Consider the following 18,187-nt stretch of genomic DNA (forward strand, 5'->3'; position numbering starts at 1 on the left):
GACCTAGTTGCTCGTCGATGACGACAGCTGCGAGGAGCCGTTCGACGGGCTTGCCTTGTCGAGGTCCTTCAGGTGGCCCTCGATGTAGCTGCGGAGATTGGTGCGGTACTCCCGCTCGAACACGCGCAGTTCGTCGATCTTCTTCTCGAGGCCCGACTTCGCGGTCTCCAGCTTCGACAGCTCTTCGCGCTGCTTCGCCTCGGCCTCGGAAACGACGCGGGCAGCGGTGGCGTGCCCCTCAGCGATGAGCTGGTCGCGCTTCTCGGAGCCCTCGCGCACGTGCTCGTCGTGAAGACGGCGTGCGAGCACAAGAAGGCTGTTCGAGCTCTCGGACTCATCGCCCGACTCTGCCGCTGCCTGCGCCGGAGCCTCGGTCGACGCCGGTGCGGCAGGAACGGGAGCGGGAGTCGCCGGAGCCTGCTGCTGGGCGACGAAGTCTGTCTTCGAGCCGTTGTCGCCCGATGCGGCGGAGCTGGACTCGGCCTTGGAGACCTGCTCCTTGAGGTCCTGGTTCTCCTGGATCAGGCGGCGCAGCTCAACAACGACCTCGTCGAGAAAATCGTCGACCTCGTCCTGGTCGTACCCCTCGCGAAACTTTGTCTGCTGAAACTGCTTATTGACTACGTCTTCCGGAGTGAGCGCCATGGCTTACCACCTTCATGTGTTCTGTGTTCATGTATAGCGTGCCCACGTTAGCAAACACGACGGCAAATTGCCGGGACGCACGACGCGTGACGCTTGTCCCAGATTACAGCCCTCGTGTCTGAAACGGCGGCCACTTTATTCGGAGAGTCTCAAAGTCCTGCGTCAGAGGAATCCGACGAGAAACATCGCGACGATGACGCAGAGCATGGTCAGCGACCATCCGAGATCGAGTGCGACTGCGCCCAAGCGAACGGGAGGGAGGATGCGACGAAAGAAGTTCACGGGCGGATCGGTGACGGAGTACACGACCTCTGCCGCGACAAGCCCGGCCCCCCGAGGTCGCCACGCACGGTTGAAGGTTCGCATGAGGTCGAGAATGAACCGGCCCCACATCACGAAGAAATACAGGAGCAGCAGGAGATAGAGGATGCTGCCGATCAGAGAAATGACGGAACTCACCCGTCAATTATTGCTGAGCGAAGAAGGTCGCGTCTGCTTCTGGCTTGCTGTCGCTCTCTCCGGAGATCGACACATGCGACGGTGACAGAAGGAACACCTTCGACGTCACGCGCTCGATCTTTCCGTAGAGGCCCTGCGACAGGCCGCTTGCGAAGTCGATGAGACGACGAGCATCGCCATCGCTCATCTGCGACAGATTGATGATCACAGGAACTCCGTCACGGAAGCTCTCGGCAATCGACTGGGCGTCGCGATACTGCTTCGGGTGCACCGTGAGAATCTCGCTGAGCTCGGTCGGTGCTGCCTGCTTGACAGCAGTGGGACGGCGCAACGGGGTAACAGGCGCGGCGCGGTGAGTCGTCGCGGGCTGGGCTGATGCCGTCGACTGCGCGGGTTGAGAGGGAGCCTGCTGCTGAGCCTGCTCCTCGTACTCAAGCTCCTCGTCTGCGAGCCCAAGGTACATCATGGTCTTCTTGAGGGGGTTCGACATCGCTTCCTCCGATAATGGTTCGTCCCTTCCGAGGTTAATGGCCAGGTTGCCGGTTTCCGCTCATTGAACCGGGCAATTCGTCCGCGTGTCGCGACCGTGGAACAAACACAGCGCCCGTATCCGCGAACGGAGTACGGGCGCTGTGCTCGGAGGAGGTTGGCTGCTACTTGAGGAAGTCGGGAATGTCGAGCTCGTCGTCGTCAGAGAACGACGCGTCTGCGGACGCCGATGCCGGGATGTGCTGAGGCGCACGCGGTGCTGTCCAGGGTGAACGTTCTGGCTCTGCCTCGGGCTCAGCGTCGGGAGCGCTCTGGCCGTCGTCGGACGCAGACTCCGCGTCGGGGTTCGATGCCATGACGCCGCCCGTTGTGATGACGGCATCCTTCATCGGCTCAACCTGGCGAGCAGGCGGCTCGCCTCCGTCGAAACCCGCGGCGATGACCGTGACGCGCACTTCGTCGCCGAGTGTGTCGTCGATGACCGCGCCGAAGATGATGTTCGCCTCGGGGTGCACGGCCTCCTGAACGAGCCTGGCAGCGTCGTTGATCTCGAAGATGCCGAGGTTGGAACCACCCTGGATCGAGAGCAGCACACCGTGGGCGCCTTCGATGCTCGCTTCGAGCAGCGGAGAGGCGACCGCGAGTTCAGCGGCCTTGATGGAACGGTCAGCGCCCCGCGAGGATCCGATGCCCATGAGAGCCGAACCCGCGCCCTGCATGACCGACTTGACGTCGGCGAAGTCGAGGTTGATGAGCCCGGGCGTCGTGATGAGATCGGTGATGCCCTGCACACCCGCGAGGAGAACCTGGTCTGCCGTTGAGAACGCCTCAAGCATGCTGATGCCGCGATCGCTGATCTCGAGGAGACGATCGTTGGGCACGACGATGAGCGTGTCGACTTCTTCTTTCAGAGTCGCCACGCCGAGTTCGGCCTGCTGCTGACGGCGTCGTCCCTCGAAGCTGAATGGCTTGGTGACGACACCGATCGTCAGGGCGCCGATCGACTTCGCGATGCGAGCGACGACGGGTGCACCTCCGGTGCCCGTGCCGCCGCCCTCGCCCGCAGTGACGAAAACCATGTCGGCACCGGCGAGAGCCTCCTCGATCTCTTCTGCGTGATCCTCGGCGGCACGGCGGCCGACCTCGGGGTCAGCTCCGGCACCGAGTCCGCGAGTGATCTCGCGCCCCACGTCGAGCTTGACGTCGGCGTCGCTCATGAGCAGCGCCTGCGCGTCGGTGTTGATGGCGATGAATTCAACGCCCCGCAGCCCGAGTTCGATCATGCGGTTGACGGCGTTCACGCCGCCGCCACCGATGCCGACCACCTTGATCACTGCGAGGTAGTTCTGGTTTGTAGTCACGTCCGGCCTCCGATGAGAACTTTCAACCTCTAGTTAAGGGTTAAAGTTATGCTCAGTATGCATTTCCTGAGGTTCACGTTATGCGTGCAGAGTCGGCATGCTCGGGTGACACGCGGGCGTGTCGCAGAGCCACAGGCAGATTTCCCGAATCGTGGCCGATCAGCGCGGTTTGACGACGGCGTTCTCCGTGCTCGAGACGTCGTAGAGCGACACGGTGTCTGGCGGGTACGACTCCATCAGAACCGCAAGGATGCGCGCCTTCTCGGCGGACTCTTCTGCACTTCCCCAGCGCACCTCCGCACCACTGTCTGCGAACACGAGAACGACATCGTCGCGTGTCGTTGCGGTGACGGAGTCCACAGTGGCGCGCACGTCGTCTGGCAGAGCGCGCAGCACGGCGACCGCCGCCTGGAATCCCTTGCTCTCGGGATCAGCATCTGTGTCGATGATCGGGAAGCCGTCAATCCGCTTCTCCGACGCGCGCAGTGTTACACCGGCCGCGTCGACGAGAGCGAATCCCTTGTCTGCGGCAATGAGGCCGAGAGGTTCTCGTTCGACGAGTCTGACAACAAGCGTCGACGGGGGCACCGCCTCGACCGTGTAGCTCTGAATGAGCGGATACTTCACAAGTGACGCCTTGATCGCTCGCTGGTCCACGAGGGGAAGCGGCGTTCCGATCTGGGACTGAAGATCGTTGACGATGCCGTCGCTGTTCACGAGCCGCGCGCCCTCGACCGTGATCGTCCGCACCGCCATCACCGGCGAGTACGCCGTCGCAATAGCCGCGATCGCCACGACCAGAACGGCGCTGAGAGAAATCCACGTATTGCGTCTGCGCCGGCGCTGTCTCGCCGTGAACCGGCGAACCTCGGAACGCTCGACGCGCTTACGCGCCCGAATCGCTTGACGGAGCGACCACGATGTTCCCATGGAGTTCCGGCGGCCGCCGTAACTCCGTGAGATCTCTGGTTCCTTGTGCGTGCCCGCATCAGCATCAGGGCCTCGTTCCGCAGCGGCGGCCGACGCGGCGTCATCGGCCCGACCGGCGTCCCCGTCGGCATCCGGTCTTCCGAAACGTCCGATGAACGATACAGGAGCCGGTGATTCGTCTGGTGCGTCGTTCGGCCCGCCCTCCGCTCCCTGCTGGGGCGAAAACCCGCCGGGCCGCCTCACACGTCCTGCCCGCGTTCGCGCTCGAGTGAGGCAAGCAGCTGCGGAATGATCAGATAGACGTCGCCGCAGCCGAGGGTGATGATGTAGTCACCGTCCCGCGCGATCTCGGCCGTGCGATCCGCGGCCTCCTGCCAGTCCGGAACATAGTCGACGTGCGCCGCATCAGCGAACCGCTCCGAGACGAGAGCGCCGGTGACTCCGGGGATCGGATCTTCCCGAGCACCACAAACGTCAAGGACGATCGTGTGGTCAGCATGCTTCTCAAGTGTCTCGGCGAACTCTCCCGCAAACGCCTTGGTGCGACTGTAGAGGTGCGGCTGATGCACCGCGATGATTCTGCCGTCGCCCACAACGCTTCGCGCTGCCGACAGTGCGGCGGCAACCTCGGTCGGATGATGCGCGTAGTCGTCGAATACGCTCACGCCGCCGATAACGTCGTGCAGCTCGAACCGTCGCTTCGTGCCGCCGAATTCTGTCAGCGCAGCGACGATCGCGGCGGGCTCGAAACCGAGTCCGACGAGCACGGCGAACGCGCCCGCGGCATTGATCGCGTTGTGAACCCCGGGAACGGCTAAGGATGCCGTAATGCGCTGCCCCTTGTAGGCAATCGTGAACGACAACGGTCCAGATCGGCTGATGTCAGTCACCCGGACATCCGCGGACTCCGACTGTCCGAACGTGATGACGTTCTGGTGCGACAGGCGAGAACGCACATCGCGTGCTCCGGGGTCGTCGGCTGAAATCACGACGCTCTCGGACGAGCGGTCTGCGAATTCGACGAAGGCCGCGAGGAAGTTCTCGCGCGTACCGTAATGATCGAGGTGGTCGGGATCCACGTTGGTGATCAGGGCGACGGCCGTGTTGTAGAGCAGAAACGAACCGTCCGACTCGTCGGCTTCGACGACGAAGAGGTCGTCTCTTCCCGGCGCCGAGCTGACGCCGAGAGACTCGATCACACCGCCGTTGACGAAGCTGGGGTCGGCGCCGAGCGCGAGAAGGGCAGTGACGATCATGCCCGTCGACGTTGTCTTGCCGTGTGCACCGGCGACCGACACGAGACGCGAATCGGCAACGAGCCATGCAAGCGCTTGTGACCGGTGGAGCACCGGAACGCCGCGATCGCGAGCGGCCACGAGTTCAGGGTTGTCGGGCCAGAGAGCACTCGTCACGATGACCGCGTCGACGTCCCCGACGTTCGCTGCATCGTGGCCCACGTGTACCGTCGCGCCCAGAGCGCGAAGCTGCTCGACGTTCTCGGACGGGCCACGATCGGAGCCCGTGACGGTGATGCCTCTCGCGAGGAACAGCCGGGCGATTCCGCTCATTCCGGAACCTCCGATGCCGACGAAATGCACCGAGCTGAGGCTGTCGGGAACGGGAGCTGAGAGATCTGGCTTGATCACTGTCTGTCTTTCGAAGTCGGGTGAGCGTTGTGTCAGTCGTCGAGCGCGTCGTCGATCAGCTGAAGCATACGCTGTGAGCCTTCACGCGAGCCGATGTGACGGCTCTGCACCGCCATGTCGTGCAGCTTCACGCGGTCGCTCAACAAGGGAATGAGCGTCGCACGAACCCACGAGGGCACGAAGAGTGCGTCGGCGATCAGCAGGGCGCCGTTCGCGCCGACAACGTCAGATGCGTTCAGCCTCTGCTCACCGTTGCCCACGGGATAGGGCACGTAGACGGCCGGGACGCCGACAGCTGTCAGCTCGGACACCGTCGCGGCACCTGCCCGCGACACGGCGAAGTCCGCAACGGCGAGGGCAAGTTCCATCCGATCGCAATAGCGAACCATGTTGTAGTGCTCGATCTGCGGATCGGTGACGTCGGCTTTTCCTCCGACGAGGTGAATGATCTGCCAGCCGCCGTCGATGATCTGCTGCGCGGTCTCGATAACCGTCGAGTTCAGTCGGCGCGCTCCCTGCGAGCCGCCCGTGACAAGCAGCGTTCGACGCTCGGGATCCAGATCGAAGAATGTGATGCCCTCTCGCCTGGCGTCATCGATGTCGATGCGCTCGATCTCGGGCCGAAGCGGCATTCCGACGAATCGTGCGTGTCTCAGGCGAGTGCCGTGAAAAGCGACGCCGACGAATCGCGTGTATCGCGCTCCGAGACGGTTTGCCAGGCCGGGGCGAGCGTTGGCTTCGTGAATGACGAGCGGCACGCGGGACTTCTTCGCCGCGACGTACGCCGGCGTCGATGCGTAGCCGCCGAAACCGACGACGACGTCAATCGCACGTTCTGCAATGACACGGATCGTCTCACGTCGAGCCTGCCGAAAGAGTCCGGGAAATCTCAGCGCGGCGCCATTGAGCTTTCGGGGAAACGGAACCTTGGGAATGGTGACGAGTTCGTACCCGCGCTCTGGAACGAGCCGAGACTCGAGTCCCTCCTTGGTTCCGAGAACGATGACCTCAGAATCGGGCTCCCGTTCACGAATCGCGTCAGCGGTTGCGAGCAGCGGATTCACGTGACCGGCTGTTCCGCCCCCGGCGAGGAGATATCGAGTCATTGTCCTGCCTTTGCGCGAGCGAGGCTCGCGTCATCGTGGCGCGCGCACGAAAGCACGACGCCGATCGCCATCATTCCCGTGAGCAACGCGGTTCCACCCGCCGAAATGAACGGGAGTGGAACCCCGAGCACGGGGAACACCCGAAGCACGACTCCGATATTGACGAAGGCCTGTCCGATGATCCAAACCATAACTGTACCCGTCGCGATGCGCGTGAACGGGTCGGTCGACGATCTCATGATGCGCACGAAGACGATCGTCATGACGACGAACAGCCCGAGAAGCACCACGCATCCGATCAGGCCGAGCTCTTCTCCGATGATGGCGAAGATGTAGTCATTGGATGCTGCGGGGAGCCACGCCCACTTCTCATGCGAGTTTCCGAGTCCACGCCCGAAAATGCCTCCGCCGGCCAGAGCCCACGTTCCGTGCAGGGGCTGCCAGCACAGTCCCTCGTAGTCCAGGCACTCCGCGTCGAGAAACGACGTGATGCGCCGCATGCGGTTCTCACTCGTCAGCGCGAACGCCGCGAGAAGCGCCACCCCGCCGATTACCGGAACGGCAAGAAAGCGCAGCTTGACGTTGGCGAAGAACAGGGCGCCGAGCACGATCGCGGCCATAATGCTCACGGTCCCGAGGTCATGGCCGAGCAGAACGAGTCCGATTGCGAGACCGGCGACGGGAAGCACGGGAATGAGCACGTGCTGCCACTTGCCCAGGAGCGGCTGCTTGCGCGCGAGGACCGTTGCCAGCCAGATGACAAGCGCCACCTTCACGATTTCCGAGGGCTGCCCGCTGATGGGACCGATCGCGATCCAGTTCCTGTTTCCGCCGTCCTCGATGCCGAGCGGTGTGAAAACCAGCATCTGCAGTGCAACGGACCCGACGATGACCGGCCACGCCCAGGCCTTCCAGAACGAGATCGGAAATCGGCTCATGACGAGCATGAGCGGAATGCCGATCGCCGCGTACGTCGCCTGCTTCCAGAATCCGCCGAAGAAGCCGTTGGAATCCAGGTACGAGTCAATCGTCGACGACGACGCGACCATGACGAGGCCGAACGCGACCAGAAAGAGTGTGACGCCGAGCAGCAGCACGAAGTTCGAGGGCAGAGACGTTTCGATCTTGCCCAGCGAGATCCGCGCTGACGTGAATCCTCTGCGTTCAGTCCTCGCGTCGGTGAGGCTTTTCTCGCTGGTCATTGGCCCCACCTCCCTGAATCTCGTTGACGGCCTTCGCGAAGAGGGCTCCGCGCTCGTCGTATCCCGTGAACTGATCAAGGGATGCTGCCGCCGGAGCCAGCAGCACGACATCACCCGCTTCGGCCATTTCGCGCGCGGCATCGACTGCACGCACCATCACAGAATCAGTTTCGGTCGGGTCGACCCGAAAAACGGGAATGTGCGGCGCGTGTCGCTGCAATGCGGCGGCGATGACGTCCTGCTCCGTGCCGATGATCACCGCACCGCGCAGTCGGGACGCGTGTCGTTCCACCAGCGGGTCGACGTCCACACCCTTGAGAAGCCCCCCGAGCACCCAGACGACGGAGTCAAATGCTGAGAGCGACGCATCGGCTGCGTGGGGGTTCGTCGCTTTCGAATCGTTAATCCAGCGGATGCCGCCGAGCTCGACGATTAGCTGAATACGATGTGCGTCCAGCGAGAAGCCGTGTAGGGCCACTCTGATGACCTCGGGCGCTATTCCGTACGCGCGGGCGAGCGCGCTTGCGGCCAGGATATTCGCGACGACGTGCGGTGCATCGAGACCGCGCGTGCGCAGATCGTCGAGGGTGATGATCTCGAGCGCGGAGCTGCGGCGGTCGTCGAGGAACGCTCGATCACACAGAATCCCGTCGACGATGCCGAGATCGCTCGGGCCTGGGACGCCGAGATCGAAGCCGATCGCGCGAGCGCCCTCGATGACGTCAGCGTTCTCGACCATCGTCCTCGTGGCAGCATCCGCCTTGTTGTAGACGCATGCGACGCGCGTGTTCTCGTACACGCGCGACTTGGCCTTTCGGTACGCCTCGAACGAGCCATGCCATTCCAGGTGGTCGCGCGCGATATTGAGGCACACAGCAGAATGCGGCGTCACAGGCGCCTCGGTCAGGGCCAGGTAGTGCAGCTGATGACTCGATAATTCAACAACGAACACATCGAAGCCCTGGGGGTCGCGAACGGCGTCGAGCACGGGTACGCCGATGTTTCCGCACGGCGCGACGCGGTGTCCAGCTGCGGCGATGAGCGTCGCTGTGAGCTGCACCGTCGTCGTCTTGCCATTTGTCCCCGTGATGAGGATCCATTCGGCCGGTGTGCCCACTTTGTCGCGCACCCGCCAGGCGAGCTCGATGTCGCCCCACAGGGGAATGCTCTCCGCCGCCGCCCACTTGATCAGCGGGTGATGCGGAGCGAAGCCGGGAGACGCGACGATGAGCTCTGGGTCGTGCTCGATGAGTTCGGTTGGTGGATGCTGCAGGTCACCGACGACGAGTCGAGCGCCGATCACGGGGATGAGCTTCGCGTGCTCTTCGGACGCCGTCTCGGCAACGACGAGAACGTCGGCACCGAGTTCGGTGAGGGTGTCGGCGACAGAGAACCCGGTGGCGCCGAGCCCGAGCACGGCGACGCGAAGCCCGCTCCAGTCGGCGTGCCAGCTCGTGAGCTCATCCAGTCGTCCCGGCGCAGCGTGCTTCGGGCTCATCGCGAGATCCACTCGAGATAGAACGTGCCGACGCCCGCCGCGACAAGCAGACCTCCGATGATCCAGAAGCGCACGACTACCGTGATCTCCGCCCATCCCTTGAGCTCGAAGTGGTGGTGAATGGGGCTCATCAAGAAGATCCGTCTGCCGTGCGTGAGTTTGAAGTACACCCGCTGGACGATGACGGACCCCGCCTCGATCACGAACAGTCCGCCGATGAAGATGAGAAGGATTTCGGTGTGGGTGAGGATCGCGAGGGCGGCAACGGCCCCGCCCAGCGCAAGCGAACCGGTGTCGCCCAGGAAGATCTGCGCCGGGGTGGTGTTCCACCAGAGAAAGCCGATGAGCGATCCGACGATCGCCGCGGCAACGATCGCCAGCCCCAGTGGGTCAACGACCTCGTAGCACTTGTACGCGAGGTCTCCCTGCAGCCCCGTGCTGAAGCAGGACTGGTTGTACTGCCAGAATCCGATCACGACGTACGAGCCGATTGCGAGAATGCTCGCACCGGTTGCGAGGCCGTCGAGTCCGTCGGTGACATTGACTCCGTTCGACGTCGCGGTGACGATGAACGAGATCCAGACGAAGTACAGGATGAACCCGAGGATCGTTCCGGCAAGACCCCACTGCGTCAGCGCGAGAAAGTCGATGTTGAGATCTCTGATGAACGAGATTGCGGTTGAGCCCGGTGTGACGCCCTGACTGTTGGGAAAGCCGATAGCGAGCACGGCGAAGATCGCGGCGACGATCACCTGACCGACGATCTTCTCCCACCCGCCAAGGCCGAGGCTCTGCTGCTTACGAGTCTTGAGAAAGTCATCGACGAACCCCACCACGCCGAGCCCGACCATCATGAACAGCACGAGAAGAGCCGAGACGCTGATGCGATCGCCCGTGATCAGCATCGCCGTGAAGTACCCGAACAGCACGCCGACGATCACGACGATGCCGCCCATCGTCGCCGTGCCCTTCTTGGAGTGGTGCGACTGTGGTCCGTCGTCGCGAATGAACTGTCCCCAGCCGAGCGCGCGGAAGAGTCTGATGAACAGCGGCGTCATGAAAAGCGAGAACGCTCCCGAGAGGGCTCCGGCCGTGAGTAGTGCAATCACGAGAACAATTCTCCCAATCGGTCGCCGAGAAATCGCAGTCCGACGGAATTCGACGACTTCACGAGCACCGTGTCACCGGCACGCAGCTGCTGCTCCAGGTACTCGTACGCGTCGTCCGCGGTCTCTACGTAGACGGACTCGCCCGCCCACGACCCTTCGTTGATGGCGGAGATGTGCAGTCGGCGGGCTTCGGGCCCCACGACGACGAGCTGATCGATGCCGAGGCGAACCGCCAGCAGACCGATCCGATCATGCTCTTCGCCCGAGAACTCTCCCAGTTCGCTCATGGCGCCCAGCACGGCAACGGTGCGCTGGCCCCTCTCCGTCACGAGTGCGAGCGTCTTGAGTGCTGCCGACATCGAGTCGGGACTCGCGTTGTACGCGTCGTTGATGATGGTGACACCGTCGCGGCCGCCCATCACTTCCATGCGCCAACGCTCGGCTCGCGACACGGACTCGAGGCGACGAACGGCGACGTCCATCGGCACGCCCAGTTCGCGAGCGGCGGCGAGGGCTGCGAGAGCGTTCCACACGTGGTGCTCGCCGAGCACTTTGAACGACACAGGGATGCTGTCGCCATCGGGCGTTATCACGGTGAAGTGCGTTCCCGTCGCTGTCACGACGATGTCTGATGCGCGGATGTCGCTCTCGTCGTGCTCGCCGAACCACACCACGCGAGCCGGAGTCTTGTCGGCCATCGCGACGACGCGCGGGTCGTCGCGATTGAGGATCGCGACGCCGTCAGCAGGAAGAGCGGCGACGAGCTCTGTTTTTGCCGCAGCCGTCTGCTCGATGCCGCCGAATCCTCCGGCATGTGCCATGCCCACTTTGAGCTCGATGCCGATCTTCGGCCGGGCGAGAGCGGCCAGGCGTGCGATGTGGCCCGGTCCAGACGCACCCATCTCAGAGATGAGGTAGCGCGTGCCCTCGGTAACGCGAAGCATCGTGGTGGGAGCTCCCACGGTGTTGTTGAACGAGTTTCGCGGCATCACGGTCTCCGCGTCGGGCGAGAGGATCGCGCCGAGCAGGTTCTTCGTCGTGGTTTTGCCGTTCGAGCCGGTGATACCGATCACGGTGAGGTCGCCCGCCGCCTTCACGCGACGCACCACCTCTGCTGCCAGTGCTCCGAGCGCTATGACGGCGTCGGGAACGACAATTTGAGCGACCGCGACGTCAACCGTGTGCTCCACGATCGCCAGTGCAGCCCCGTTATCGACTGCCGGCCCGACGAAGCGGTGGCCGTCTGTGACGTCTCCTGGCTTGGCGACGAAGATTCCGCCGGGCTCGATCTCGCGCGAGTCCGTCTCGACGTAGCCCGACACGGGCGTGAATTCGGACGCGTCCGTGCCCGCAGCCTCGAACCGACCCGATACGGCGGCGGCGATCTCGCCGAAGGTGAGAGTGATCACCGGTGCTTTGTCTCCTTCGTGTTCGACCGACGCGAGTGGTCAGAATCGCGTGGGCCAGTTTGGAGCCGGCTCCGTCGACGGCGGAACGTCGTACGACTTCAGCACCTGAGTCATGACCTGCTGAAAGGTGGGAGCCGCGGCCGCAGACGACCTAATGGTAGTCGGGTTCGCGATCGTCACCGAAACAACGTACTCAGGATCATCGGCCGGAGCCATGCCCGTCATCGACACGATGTACGTCGATTTGAGGCCGCCCTGACCGTCGCCCTGCTGCGCCGTTCCCGATTTGGCTGCGACACGATATCCCGGAATCTGCAGGGTTGTCGAGAAGTGTCCATCGGTGGGAACGCTCTCGAGCATCTGCACCGTGAGATCCGCAGCGTTCTCTGAGACAACGCGTGTTCCCTCGCCGGACGGCACATTCGTCACGGTGCCGTCGGGCTGAACGCAGCCTTCCACGAGCTGCACGGGAAGCCGGACTCCCCCGTTGGCGAGGGTCTGATACGCGCTCACATCCTGAATGGCCGTTGATGTCAATCCCTGGCCAAACATCGTCGCGTAGAACGTCTGGTTGTCCCAGTTCTTCCACGGGTGGAGCACGCCGGAAGATTCGCCGGGAAACCCGACCGAGGTTTCTGTTCCAATCCCGAACTTCTGCAAGTATTCGTATCGGTCCTTCGCCGACATTCGTTCTCCGAGCTGAGAGATCCCGGTGTTCGACGACTCCGCCAGCACCCCGGTGAGTGTGAGGTTCATGGGCCCATGCGGAAAGGAGTCCCTGATCTCTGCGCCGTTGCTGGGGTAGTACCATCCATCGGCAACCACATGCGTTGTGGGGTCGGCGAGCCCTGCGTCGATGAGCGATGCGGCCAGAAGCGTCTTGAATGTCGATCCGGGTTCGTACGGCGTCGTGAACGCGCGCGCGCCGCGGTCCGCAGGGTTGCTCGAGGCGACGTCTGTCGGATCGACCGATGGATACTCGGCGACAGCCTTGAGCTTTCCCGTCTTCGCCTCCATCACGGTGACGATCCCCCACGTGCCGTTCGTCGCCTCGACCTGCTCCGCCAGCCGCTGTTGGGCGTACCACTGCAGATCCGCGTCAAGTGTGAGCTTGACCGTGCCGCCATTCTCTGCGGGCTGCGTCGTCTGCATCGATCCGGGAATCGCGACGCCGTCTTTGCCCCGCTGGTATGCCTGCGTGCCGTTCTGTGATTTGAGGCACGAGTTCATGTAGCGTTCGACGCCCGCGAGAGGCGACTGATCAGAGCCGACGAAACCGATGATGTTTCCGGCGACGGCGCCGTTGGGATAGAAACGGGCCGGATGCTGTTTGGCGTACAGCCACGGAATATCCAGTGCTTCGACCGCGCGGTACTTGTCTACGTCAACTGACTTGGCGATGCGCGCGTACAGCGAGTTCTCGTTCTCCTCAAGCGCACCAGCGACGACATCGAGAATGTGCTTGCCCGAGACACCGATGATGTCTCCGAGCTCACTCGCCGCCTGTTCGACGCTCACCTTCGACGTGGAACCGTCATCGTCCGTGCGTGTGAATTCATTCACGTTGACGGGAGCCACAGAGAGGTCGTACCGCATCACGCTTCCGGCCAAAACTTCGCCTTCGGAGTCGACGATGTCGCCTCGTTCCCCGTAGACGACCAGCTCGCCGGACGTCTTGTCCGAGGCAGCCGTCTGCAGCTGCGACGCATTCACGACCTGAATGTCGATGAGGCGAATCACGAATGCGGCGAAGACTCCCAGCACGCAGATGACCGCGACGAAAGCACGGCGTCTGCTGGTTCGGTTCGTGTGTTGCACTTGTGGATCCTCACGACGGCGCGGCTACGTCAATGGGTTTTCGGCGACGGTAGACCGTTTTCGAAGATTACCTGCGCCGGTGGCGGATTCGAGCTCGACTCGCCTGCCCCTGTCGAATCCTCAGACTCCTTCTTCTCGGCAGCATCCTTGTCGCTGCCGACCGGTCCGAGCTGGTCGACGAGGCTATTGCTCACGGCGCCGTCAGCGAGAGGACGTTCGGTCGCTTCCCCGCCGGGTCCGGGCTGACCGAGCACGCTCCCGTCGGAGAGACGAATGTAGACAGGGCTCTGGTTGATAACCATCCCGAGCTCTTGCGCGCTCTCTGAGATGTACTGCGGCGAGCTCAGCACTTCGACCTGCTCGGTGAGCGACTGCTGCTCGAGCTTGAGATCACGCTGCTGCGATTTCAGCGCGGACAGTTCGTATGCCCCTTGACTCAAAGCAACGCTCGACAGCAGCTGAGCCACGACGATTCCGCTGACGGCGGCGATCGTCGTGATGGCGTACGCGATCTTCGGTCGCGCCCGCCGCACGCTGCGGACCGGTACGGCGCGAAGCGGCGTGCGCTGCGGCTGCCTCTCCGGCGACCGGAGCGGGCGAATGCTGTGTGCCACTCCCGTGCTCATGCGTTGTTCCCCCTGATTCGTTCTGCTGCGCGCAGCCTCACGGGCGTCGCGCGCGGGTTCGCAGCCATCTCTGTCTCGCTTGCTCGCTCTGCCCCACGAGTGAGCAGGCGGAACTCCGGCTGGTGCTCGGGCAGCTCTACCGGAAGTCCCGCGGGTGCGCTCGATTGCGAGGCTGTGTGGAACGCTCTCTTGACGATGCGGTCTTCGAGCGATTGATACGACATGACGACGATCCGACCCCTAAGGGCCACTGCGGCCAGCGCAGCGGGAATCGCGTTCTCAAGCACGGCGAGCTCACGGTTCACTTCGATGCGCAGCGCTTGAAAGACACGCTTTGCCGGGTGCCCGCTCCGTCGCGCGGCAGCGGGAGTCGCGTCGTCGATCACGGCCACGAGCTGCGCCGAGGTGCGCAGCGGCTCGTCGTCGCGCGTGCGCACGATCGCTCGCGCATAGCGCGCCGCGAGCTTCTCTTCGCCATAGCGCTGAAAGATGCGCCGCAGCTCTGCCTCGCCGTACTCCGCGAGCACGCGCTCCGCCGTGACGTCGCTGTCCGCGTCCATGCGCATATCGAGGGGAGCATCCTGCGAGTACGAGAATCCGCGCTCGGCCCTGTCGAGCTGCAGAGACGAGACACCGAGATCGAAGAGGATGCCGTCGACGCGATCGACTCCTGCCTGATCGAGCGCGCCGGCGATGTCGTCGTACTCCGTTTTGACGAGGGTCGTTCGGTCGCTGAACGGTGAGAGCCGCTCGCCCGCGAGCTCGAGAGCGTCTGCGTCCCTGTCGATGCCGACGAGGTGAACATCAGGAAACCGCTCGAGCATCGCCTCGCTGTGCCCGCCGAGCCCGAGGGTCGCGTCGATGACGATTCGGGCTTCGCCCTCGAGAGCGGGCGCGAGCAGTTCGACGCAGCGGTCGAGAAGTACCGGGGTGTGAATGTCGTTGCGTGCCATGGTGTTTGCCGGGCCCTCATCGCTGATCCCCATCCGTTCGACCTGGCACCGGGGAAGTGTGTCAGGGCGCCAACGGCTGGGAGTCGGCGACGAGGGATCAGAACAGTCCCGGGATCACCTCCTCCGCTGTATCGGAGAACGCGGACTCCTGCTCGGCGAGGTAGGTCTCCCACGCCTCCGAGTCCCAGATCTCGGCACGGCTTCCCGCACCGATGACGGTCAGCTCACGATCGAGACCCGCGTACGTGCGCAAGTTCTGCGGAATCGTTATGCGGTTCTGCTTGTCGGGCGTCTCAGGACTCGCTCCCGAGAGGAAGACGCGCAGATAATCGCGTGCCTGCTTCGAGGTCACCGGGGCCTGCCGGATCTTCTCGTGCATCTCCTCGAACTCGCGCGTGCTGAACACGTAGATGCAGTTCTCCTGGCCGCGTGTCATCACGACGCCTCCTGCAAGCTCATCGCGAAACTTCGCCGGAAGAATGATGCGCCCTTTGTCGTCCAGCTTCGGAGAGTACGTGCCGAGAAACATCGGACCCTCCCCCCCCTTTTTCGCCGGCCAACGTGGAGATATGCTCCACTTTACTCCACAAACATCCACAAACTGAAGCACTTGACCGCAATTGCTCCAAACGTACCGAGAACTTCCGCGGAAACACAAAGAAAATGGCAGTGGAGAGTAGTGGAGGAAGTTTGCCGTAATTGGCGCAGAATGCAGCGTTGAACCGTGAATCATCACGTGCGTTGTGTCGCGATCGACCGACCAGAGTCAAAAACGACAGGATGCTGTCAGCTCGCGCAGCCGTGGTGGGGCAAAGTGGAGGATGGTCCGAGAAACTCCCGTTAACGACAAAAAGGACCGACCCTCAGGTCGGTCCTTCTCCGGGCTCCCGCCGAAGCTACATCATTGTCAGCGGTCGTTATCCTGCCGGCGATCCCATCGGTCGTTCAGCTTGTCCATAAGATTGCCACGGCTGTTCCCTGTTCGCGCCTGCCGTGCACTCTCGCCCGATGGCGCGGGAGCGTTCTTCGATGGCTTCATTGCCAAGAGCACGCCGCCGAGCATGACGACGAAGCCGATCACTCCGACGATCGGCTGCTGAATCATCACAGCAGCGACGAGAGCAGCGATGCCGACGAGCACCACGAGGCTGCCCAGGGCGATGCTGCGATACGAGGGGCGTCCCCGTCGGTCTCCCGACGTCGAGACGAAATCTGCGTCATTCCTGTAGAGGTGACGCTCCATCTCATCGAGGAGCTTCTGCTCCTGTTCTGATAGTGGCATCGCCTTCCCCCTTCTCACGAGTTCGGATGCGACTCAATGTCTACACCGATTCTATCCCGACCGCCTGTGGCTAGGCTAGATGCGTGCCCGATCCACAACGTCTCCTCACGTTCATCCAGAACCGACTCGACGAATTTCTCGACGCGCGCACGACTATTCTCGCCCGTGTCGCGCACGAGGCGACGGAATTCTCTGGCTTCTCAAGGGAGTTTCTCAGTGGTGGAAAGCGGTTCAGGGCGCGGTTCTGCCACCAGGGCTGGTTTGCCGTCACGGGCGAATCCGCGACAGACGCATCGTCCCCCATCGTCGGCGCCGGCGCCGCGCTCGAGATCTTTCACGCAGCCGCGCTCGTCCACGACGACATCATCGACAACTCAGACACGCGCCGGGGCCGTCCATCTGCACACCGTCGATTCGAAGCGCAGCATCGCGACGCTGCATGGGCGGGCGACTCCGCGGAGTATGGCCGCTCTGCGGCGATTCTGCTCGGAGATCTGCTTCTGGGCTGGAGCGATGAGCTGCTCGACGATGCTCTCGCTGCACTGCACGACGCCGAGGCGGCCCGGAGCGCACGTGATGAGTTTCGGCGCATGCGCACGGAGGTGACCGCGGGGCAGTTTCTCGACATCCTTGAAGAGCAGTCCTGGTCGACGCACAGTGACGCAGAGCAGATCCAACGTGCCGAGACGGTCGCCACCTTCAAGTCGGCCAAGTACAGCATCGAGGCTCCGCTTTCCCTCGGTGCGCTCGCGGGGGGCGGGAGCCACGAGCAGATCGGCGCACTTCGCGCCTACGGACTTCCCCTCGGCATCGCCTACCAGCTGCGCGACGACCTTCTCGGCGTGTTCGGCAACTCAACCGTGACGGGCAAGCCCAGCGGCGACGATCTTCGAGAGGGGAAGCGAACGGTGCTCATCGGGCTCACACGCACGGCGGTCTCCACCCAGCAGCGCGCCGAACTCGATCGGCTTCTCGGCAACCCGGAGCTCACCGACGCCGATATCGAGCGCGTTCAGACCATGATCCGCGAAAGCGGGGCGGAGGCGCGCCTCGAAGAGCGCATCAGCGACGAGGTCAGCAAGGCGACGAGCGCCCTGGAAGATGCGCCTATGAACGCAACAGCCGTCGACGGGCTCATGGCACTCGCGGATGCTGTCACACAGCGTGACGCCTAGGCGAGGGCCTGGGCGACGCGGCGCACCTCCGACTTCCGTCCGGCTCGCAGCGCATTGAGTGGCGTGTCCCCGATGGCGTCGTCGGTTTCGAGAAGCCACGCGAGGATCTCTTCGTCATCGAACCCGGCGTCGGCGAGCAGAATAATCGTGCCGCGAAGCTCCTTGAGGGGCTCCCCATCGCGAACGAAGTCCGCGGGAACGACAAGCACACCCTCTCGACGCACGGCGAGAAGATGCCGCTCCTCGATCAGCCGGCGCACTCGGCTGAGCTTGAGATCGAGAATTTCGGCGAGGTCAGGGATGGTGTGCCATTCAAATGCAGCGGCGTGTTGGGTCACCGTTTGAGTGTCGCACGGTTCGGCACCGCGGGCCAGCGGCGGCGCACACCAGCATCCATCTGGATTCTTCAAGACAGAATTGTTTTATAACGTTCGCCACATTTACAACACTGATAACTCCAGCCTCAGTAATCCGTCAAA

The 18,187-nt window shown here is 63.3% G+C and carries 18 protein-coding genes; 1 reads left to right on the top strand and 17 read right to left on the bottom strand.

The features are described 5' to 3' along the window. Positions 1 to 3: 3 nt before the first annotated feature. The 16 genes from ATJ78_RS11960 to ATJ78_RS12035 all read right to left on the bottom strand — a co-directional run bounded on the left by ATJ78_RS11960 (position 4) and on the right by ATJ78_RS12035 (position 16,533). Positions 4 to 645, bottom strand: a complete 642-nt coding sequence (locus tag ATJ78_RS11960; RefSeq protein ID WP_098408203.1) for a DivIVA domain-containing protein — start codon at positions 643 to 645, stop codon at positions 4 to 6. Between the two features lie 162 nt (positions 646 to 807). Beyond that, a complete protein-coding gene (locus tag ATJ78_RS11965) occupies positions 808 to 1,104 on the bottom strand; it encodes a YggT family protein (protein ID WP_281253393.1) in 297 nt (98 codons plus the stop codon). A 7-nt stretch (positions 1,105 to 1,111) separates the two neighbouring features. Next, positions 1,112 to 1,594 carry a cell division protein SepF gene (locus ATJ78_RS11970; protein WP_098408207.1) on the bottom strand — a complete coding sequence of 161 codons (483 nt, stop codon included), beginning with the start codon at positions 1,592 to 1,594 and terminating at the stop codon, positions 1,112 to 1,114. A 163-nt stretch (positions 1,595 to 1,757) separates the two neighbouring features. Beyond that, entirely contained in the window at positions 1,758 to 2,954 is a 1,197-nt protein-coding gene (gene ftsZ / locus ATJ78_RS11975) for a cell division protein FtsZ (protein ID WP_098408213.1), read from the bottom strand. Positions 2,955 to 3,113: 159 nt separating this feature from the next. Next, complete coding sequence (locus ATJ78_RS11980) at positions 3,114 to 4,127, bottom strand: cell division protein FtsQ/DivIB (RefSeq protein WP_098408219.1); 1,014 nt, start codon at positions 4,125 to 4,127, stop codon at positions 3,114 to 3,116. Then, positions 4,124 to 5,530: a UDP-N-acetylmuramate--L-alanine ligase gene (gene murC, locus ATJ78_RS11985; protein ID WP_098408224.1), complete on the bottom strand. Its 1,407-nt coding sequence runs from the start codon at positions 5,528 to 5,530 to the stop codon at positions 4,124 to 4,126. The genes ATJ78_RS11980 and murC overlap by 4 nt, the downstream gene beginning before the upstream one ends. Before the next feature lie 32 nt (positions 5,531 to 5,562). Next, positions 5,563 to 6,636 carry a UDP-N-acetylglucosamine--N-acetylmuramyl-(pentapeptide) pyrophosphoryl-undecaprenol N-acetylglucosamine transferase gene (locus tag ATJ78_RS11990; RefSeq protein WP_098408230.1) on the bottom strand — a complete coding sequence of 358 codons (1,074 nt, stop codon included), beginning with the start codon at positions 6,634 to 6,636 and terminating at the stop codon, positions 5,563 to 5,565. After that, positions 6,633 to 7,838: a putative lipid II flippase FtsW gene (ftsW, locus tag ATJ78_RS11995; RefSeq protein WP_098408234.1), complete on the bottom strand. Its 1,206-nt coding sequence runs from the start codon at positions 7,836 to 7,838 to the stop codon at positions 6,633 to 6,635. The genes ATJ78_RS11990 and ftsW overlap by 4 nt, the downstream gene beginning before the upstream one ends. Continuing rightward, positions 7,801 to 9,336: a UDP-N-acetylmuramoyl-L-alanine--D-glutamate ligase gene (gene murD / locus ATJ78_RS12000; RefSeq protein ID WP_098408238.1), complete on the bottom strand. Its 1,536-nt coding sequence runs from the start codon at positions 9,334 to 9,336 to the stop codon at positions 7,801 to 7,803. The genes ftsW and murD overlap by 38 nt, the downstream gene beginning before the upstream one ends. Further along, positions 9,333 to 10,445: a phospho-N-acetylmuramoyl-pentapeptide-transferase gene (gene mraY, locus ATJ78_RS12005; protein ID WP_098408240.1), complete on the bottom strand. Its 1,113-nt coding sequence runs from the start codon at positions 10,443 to 10,445 to the stop codon at positions 9,333 to 9,335. Before mraY ends, murD begins: the two co-directional genes overlap by 4 nt. Beyond that, positions 10,442 to 11,854 carry a UDP-N-acetylmuramoyl-tripeptide--D-alanyl-D-alanine ligase gene (locus ATJ78_RS12010; RefSeq protein ID WP_098408242.1) on the bottom strand — a complete coding sequence of 471 codons (1,413 nt, stop codon included), beginning with the start codon at positions 11,852 to 11,854 and terminating at the stop codon, positions 10,442 to 10,444. The genes mraY and ATJ78_RS12010 overlap by 4 nt, the downstream gene beginning before the upstream one ends. 39 nt (positions 11,855 to 11,893) lie before the next feature. Next, entirely contained in the window at positions 11,894 to 13,672 is a 1,779-nt protein-coding gene (locus ATJ78_RS12015) for a peptidoglycan D,D-transpeptidase FtsI family protein (RefSeq protein WP_245836304.1), read from the bottom strand. Positions 13,673 to 13,701: 29 nt separating this feature from the next. After that, a complete protein-coding gene (gene ftsL, locus ATJ78_RS12020; protein ID WP_098408246.1) occupies positions 13,702 to 14,298 on the bottom strand; it encodes a cell division protein FtsL in 597 nt (198 codons plus the stop codon). Then, positions 14,295 to 15,251 (bottom strand): 16S rRNA (cytosine(1402)-N(4))-methyltransferase RsmH, encoded by a 957-nt coding sequence (gene rsmH / locus ATJ78_RS12025; protein ID WP_098409356.1) that lies wholly within the window; start codon positions 15,249 to 15,251, stop codon positions 14,295 to 14,297. The genes ftsL and rsmH overlap by 4 nt, the downstream gene beginning before the upstream one ends. A 97-nt stretch (positions 15,252 to 15,348) precedes the next feature. Further along, entirely contained in the window at positions 15,349 to 15,780 is a 432-nt protein-coding gene (mraZ, locus tag ATJ78_RS12030; protein ID WP_098408249.1) for a division/cell wall cluster transcriptional repressor MraZ, read from the bottom strand. Positions 15,781 to 16,158: 378 nt separating this feature from the next. Further along, positions 16,159 to 16,533 (bottom strand): SCO2097 family morphological protein, encoded by a 375-nt coding sequence (locus ATJ78_RS12035; RefSeq protein ID WP_098408252.1) that lies wholly within the window; start codon positions 16,531 to 16,533, stop codon positions 16,159 to 16,161. Positions 16,534 to 16,616: 83 nt separating this feature from the next. Here ATJ78_RS12035 and ATJ78_RS12040 point away from each other — a divergent pair, with 83 nt between their 5' ends. Beyond that, entirely contained in the window at positions 16,617 to 17,708 is a 1,092-nt protein-coding gene (locus ATJ78_RS12040) for a polyprenyl synthetase family protein (RefSeq protein ID WP_098408255.1), read from the top strand. Here ATJ78_RS12040 and ATJ78_RS12045 read toward each other — a convergent pair. Further along, positions 17,705 to 18,046: an Rv2175c family DNA-binding protein gene (locus tag ATJ78_RS12045; RefSeq protein ID WP_098408258.1), complete on the bottom strand. Its 342-nt coding sequence runs from the start codon at positions 18,044 to 18,046 to the stop codon at positions 17,705 to 17,707. The two genes, ATJ78_RS12040 and ATJ78_RS12045, sit on opposite strands and share 4 nt — an antisense overlap. Positions 18,047 to 18,187: the final 141 nt, after the last annotated feature.

The organism is Paramicrobacterium agarici (assembly GCF_002563955.1).
In the GTDB taxonomy this organism is placed as follows: domain Bacteria; phylum Actinomycetota; class Actinomycetes; order Actinomycetales; family Microbacteriaceae; genus Paramicrobacterium; species Paramicrobacterium agarici.

Coding starts and splice junctions, on each gene's coding strand:
- ATJ78_RS11970 (WP_098408207.1), bottom strand. CDS start 1,594: ATGTCGAACCCCCTCAAGAAGACCATGATGTACCTTGGGCTCGCAGAC.
- ftsW (WP_098408234.1), bottom strand. CDS start 7,838: ATGACCAGCGAGAAAAGCCTCACCGACGCGAGGACTGAACGCAGAGGA.
- ATJ78_RS11960 (WP_098408203.1), bottom strand. CDS start 645: ATGGCGCTCACTCCGGAAGACGTAGTCAATAAGCAGTTTCAGCAGACA.
- ftsL (WP_098408246.1), bottom strand. CDS start 14,298: ATGAGCACGGGAGTGGCACACAGCATTCGCCCGCTCCGGTCGCCGGAG.
- ATJ78_RS11990 (WP_098408230.1), bottom strand. CDS start 6,636: ATGACTCGATATCTCCTCGCCGGGGGCGGAACAGCCGGTCACGTGAAT.
- rsmH (WP_098409356.1), bottom strand. CDS start 15,251: ATGGCACGCAACGACATTCACACCCCGGTACTTCTCGACCGCTGCGTC.
- ATJ78_RS12035 (WP_098408252.1), bottom strand. CDS start 16,533: ATGCCACTATCAGAACAGGAGCAGAAGCTCCTCGATGAGATGGAGCGT.
- mraZ (WP_098408249.1), bottom strand. CDS start 15,780: ATGTTTCTCGGCACGTACTCTCCGAAGCTGGACGACAAAGGGCGCATC.
- murD (WP_098408238.1), bottom strand. CDS start 9,336: ATGAGCCCGAAGCACGCTGCGCCGGGACGACTGGATGAGCTCACGAGC.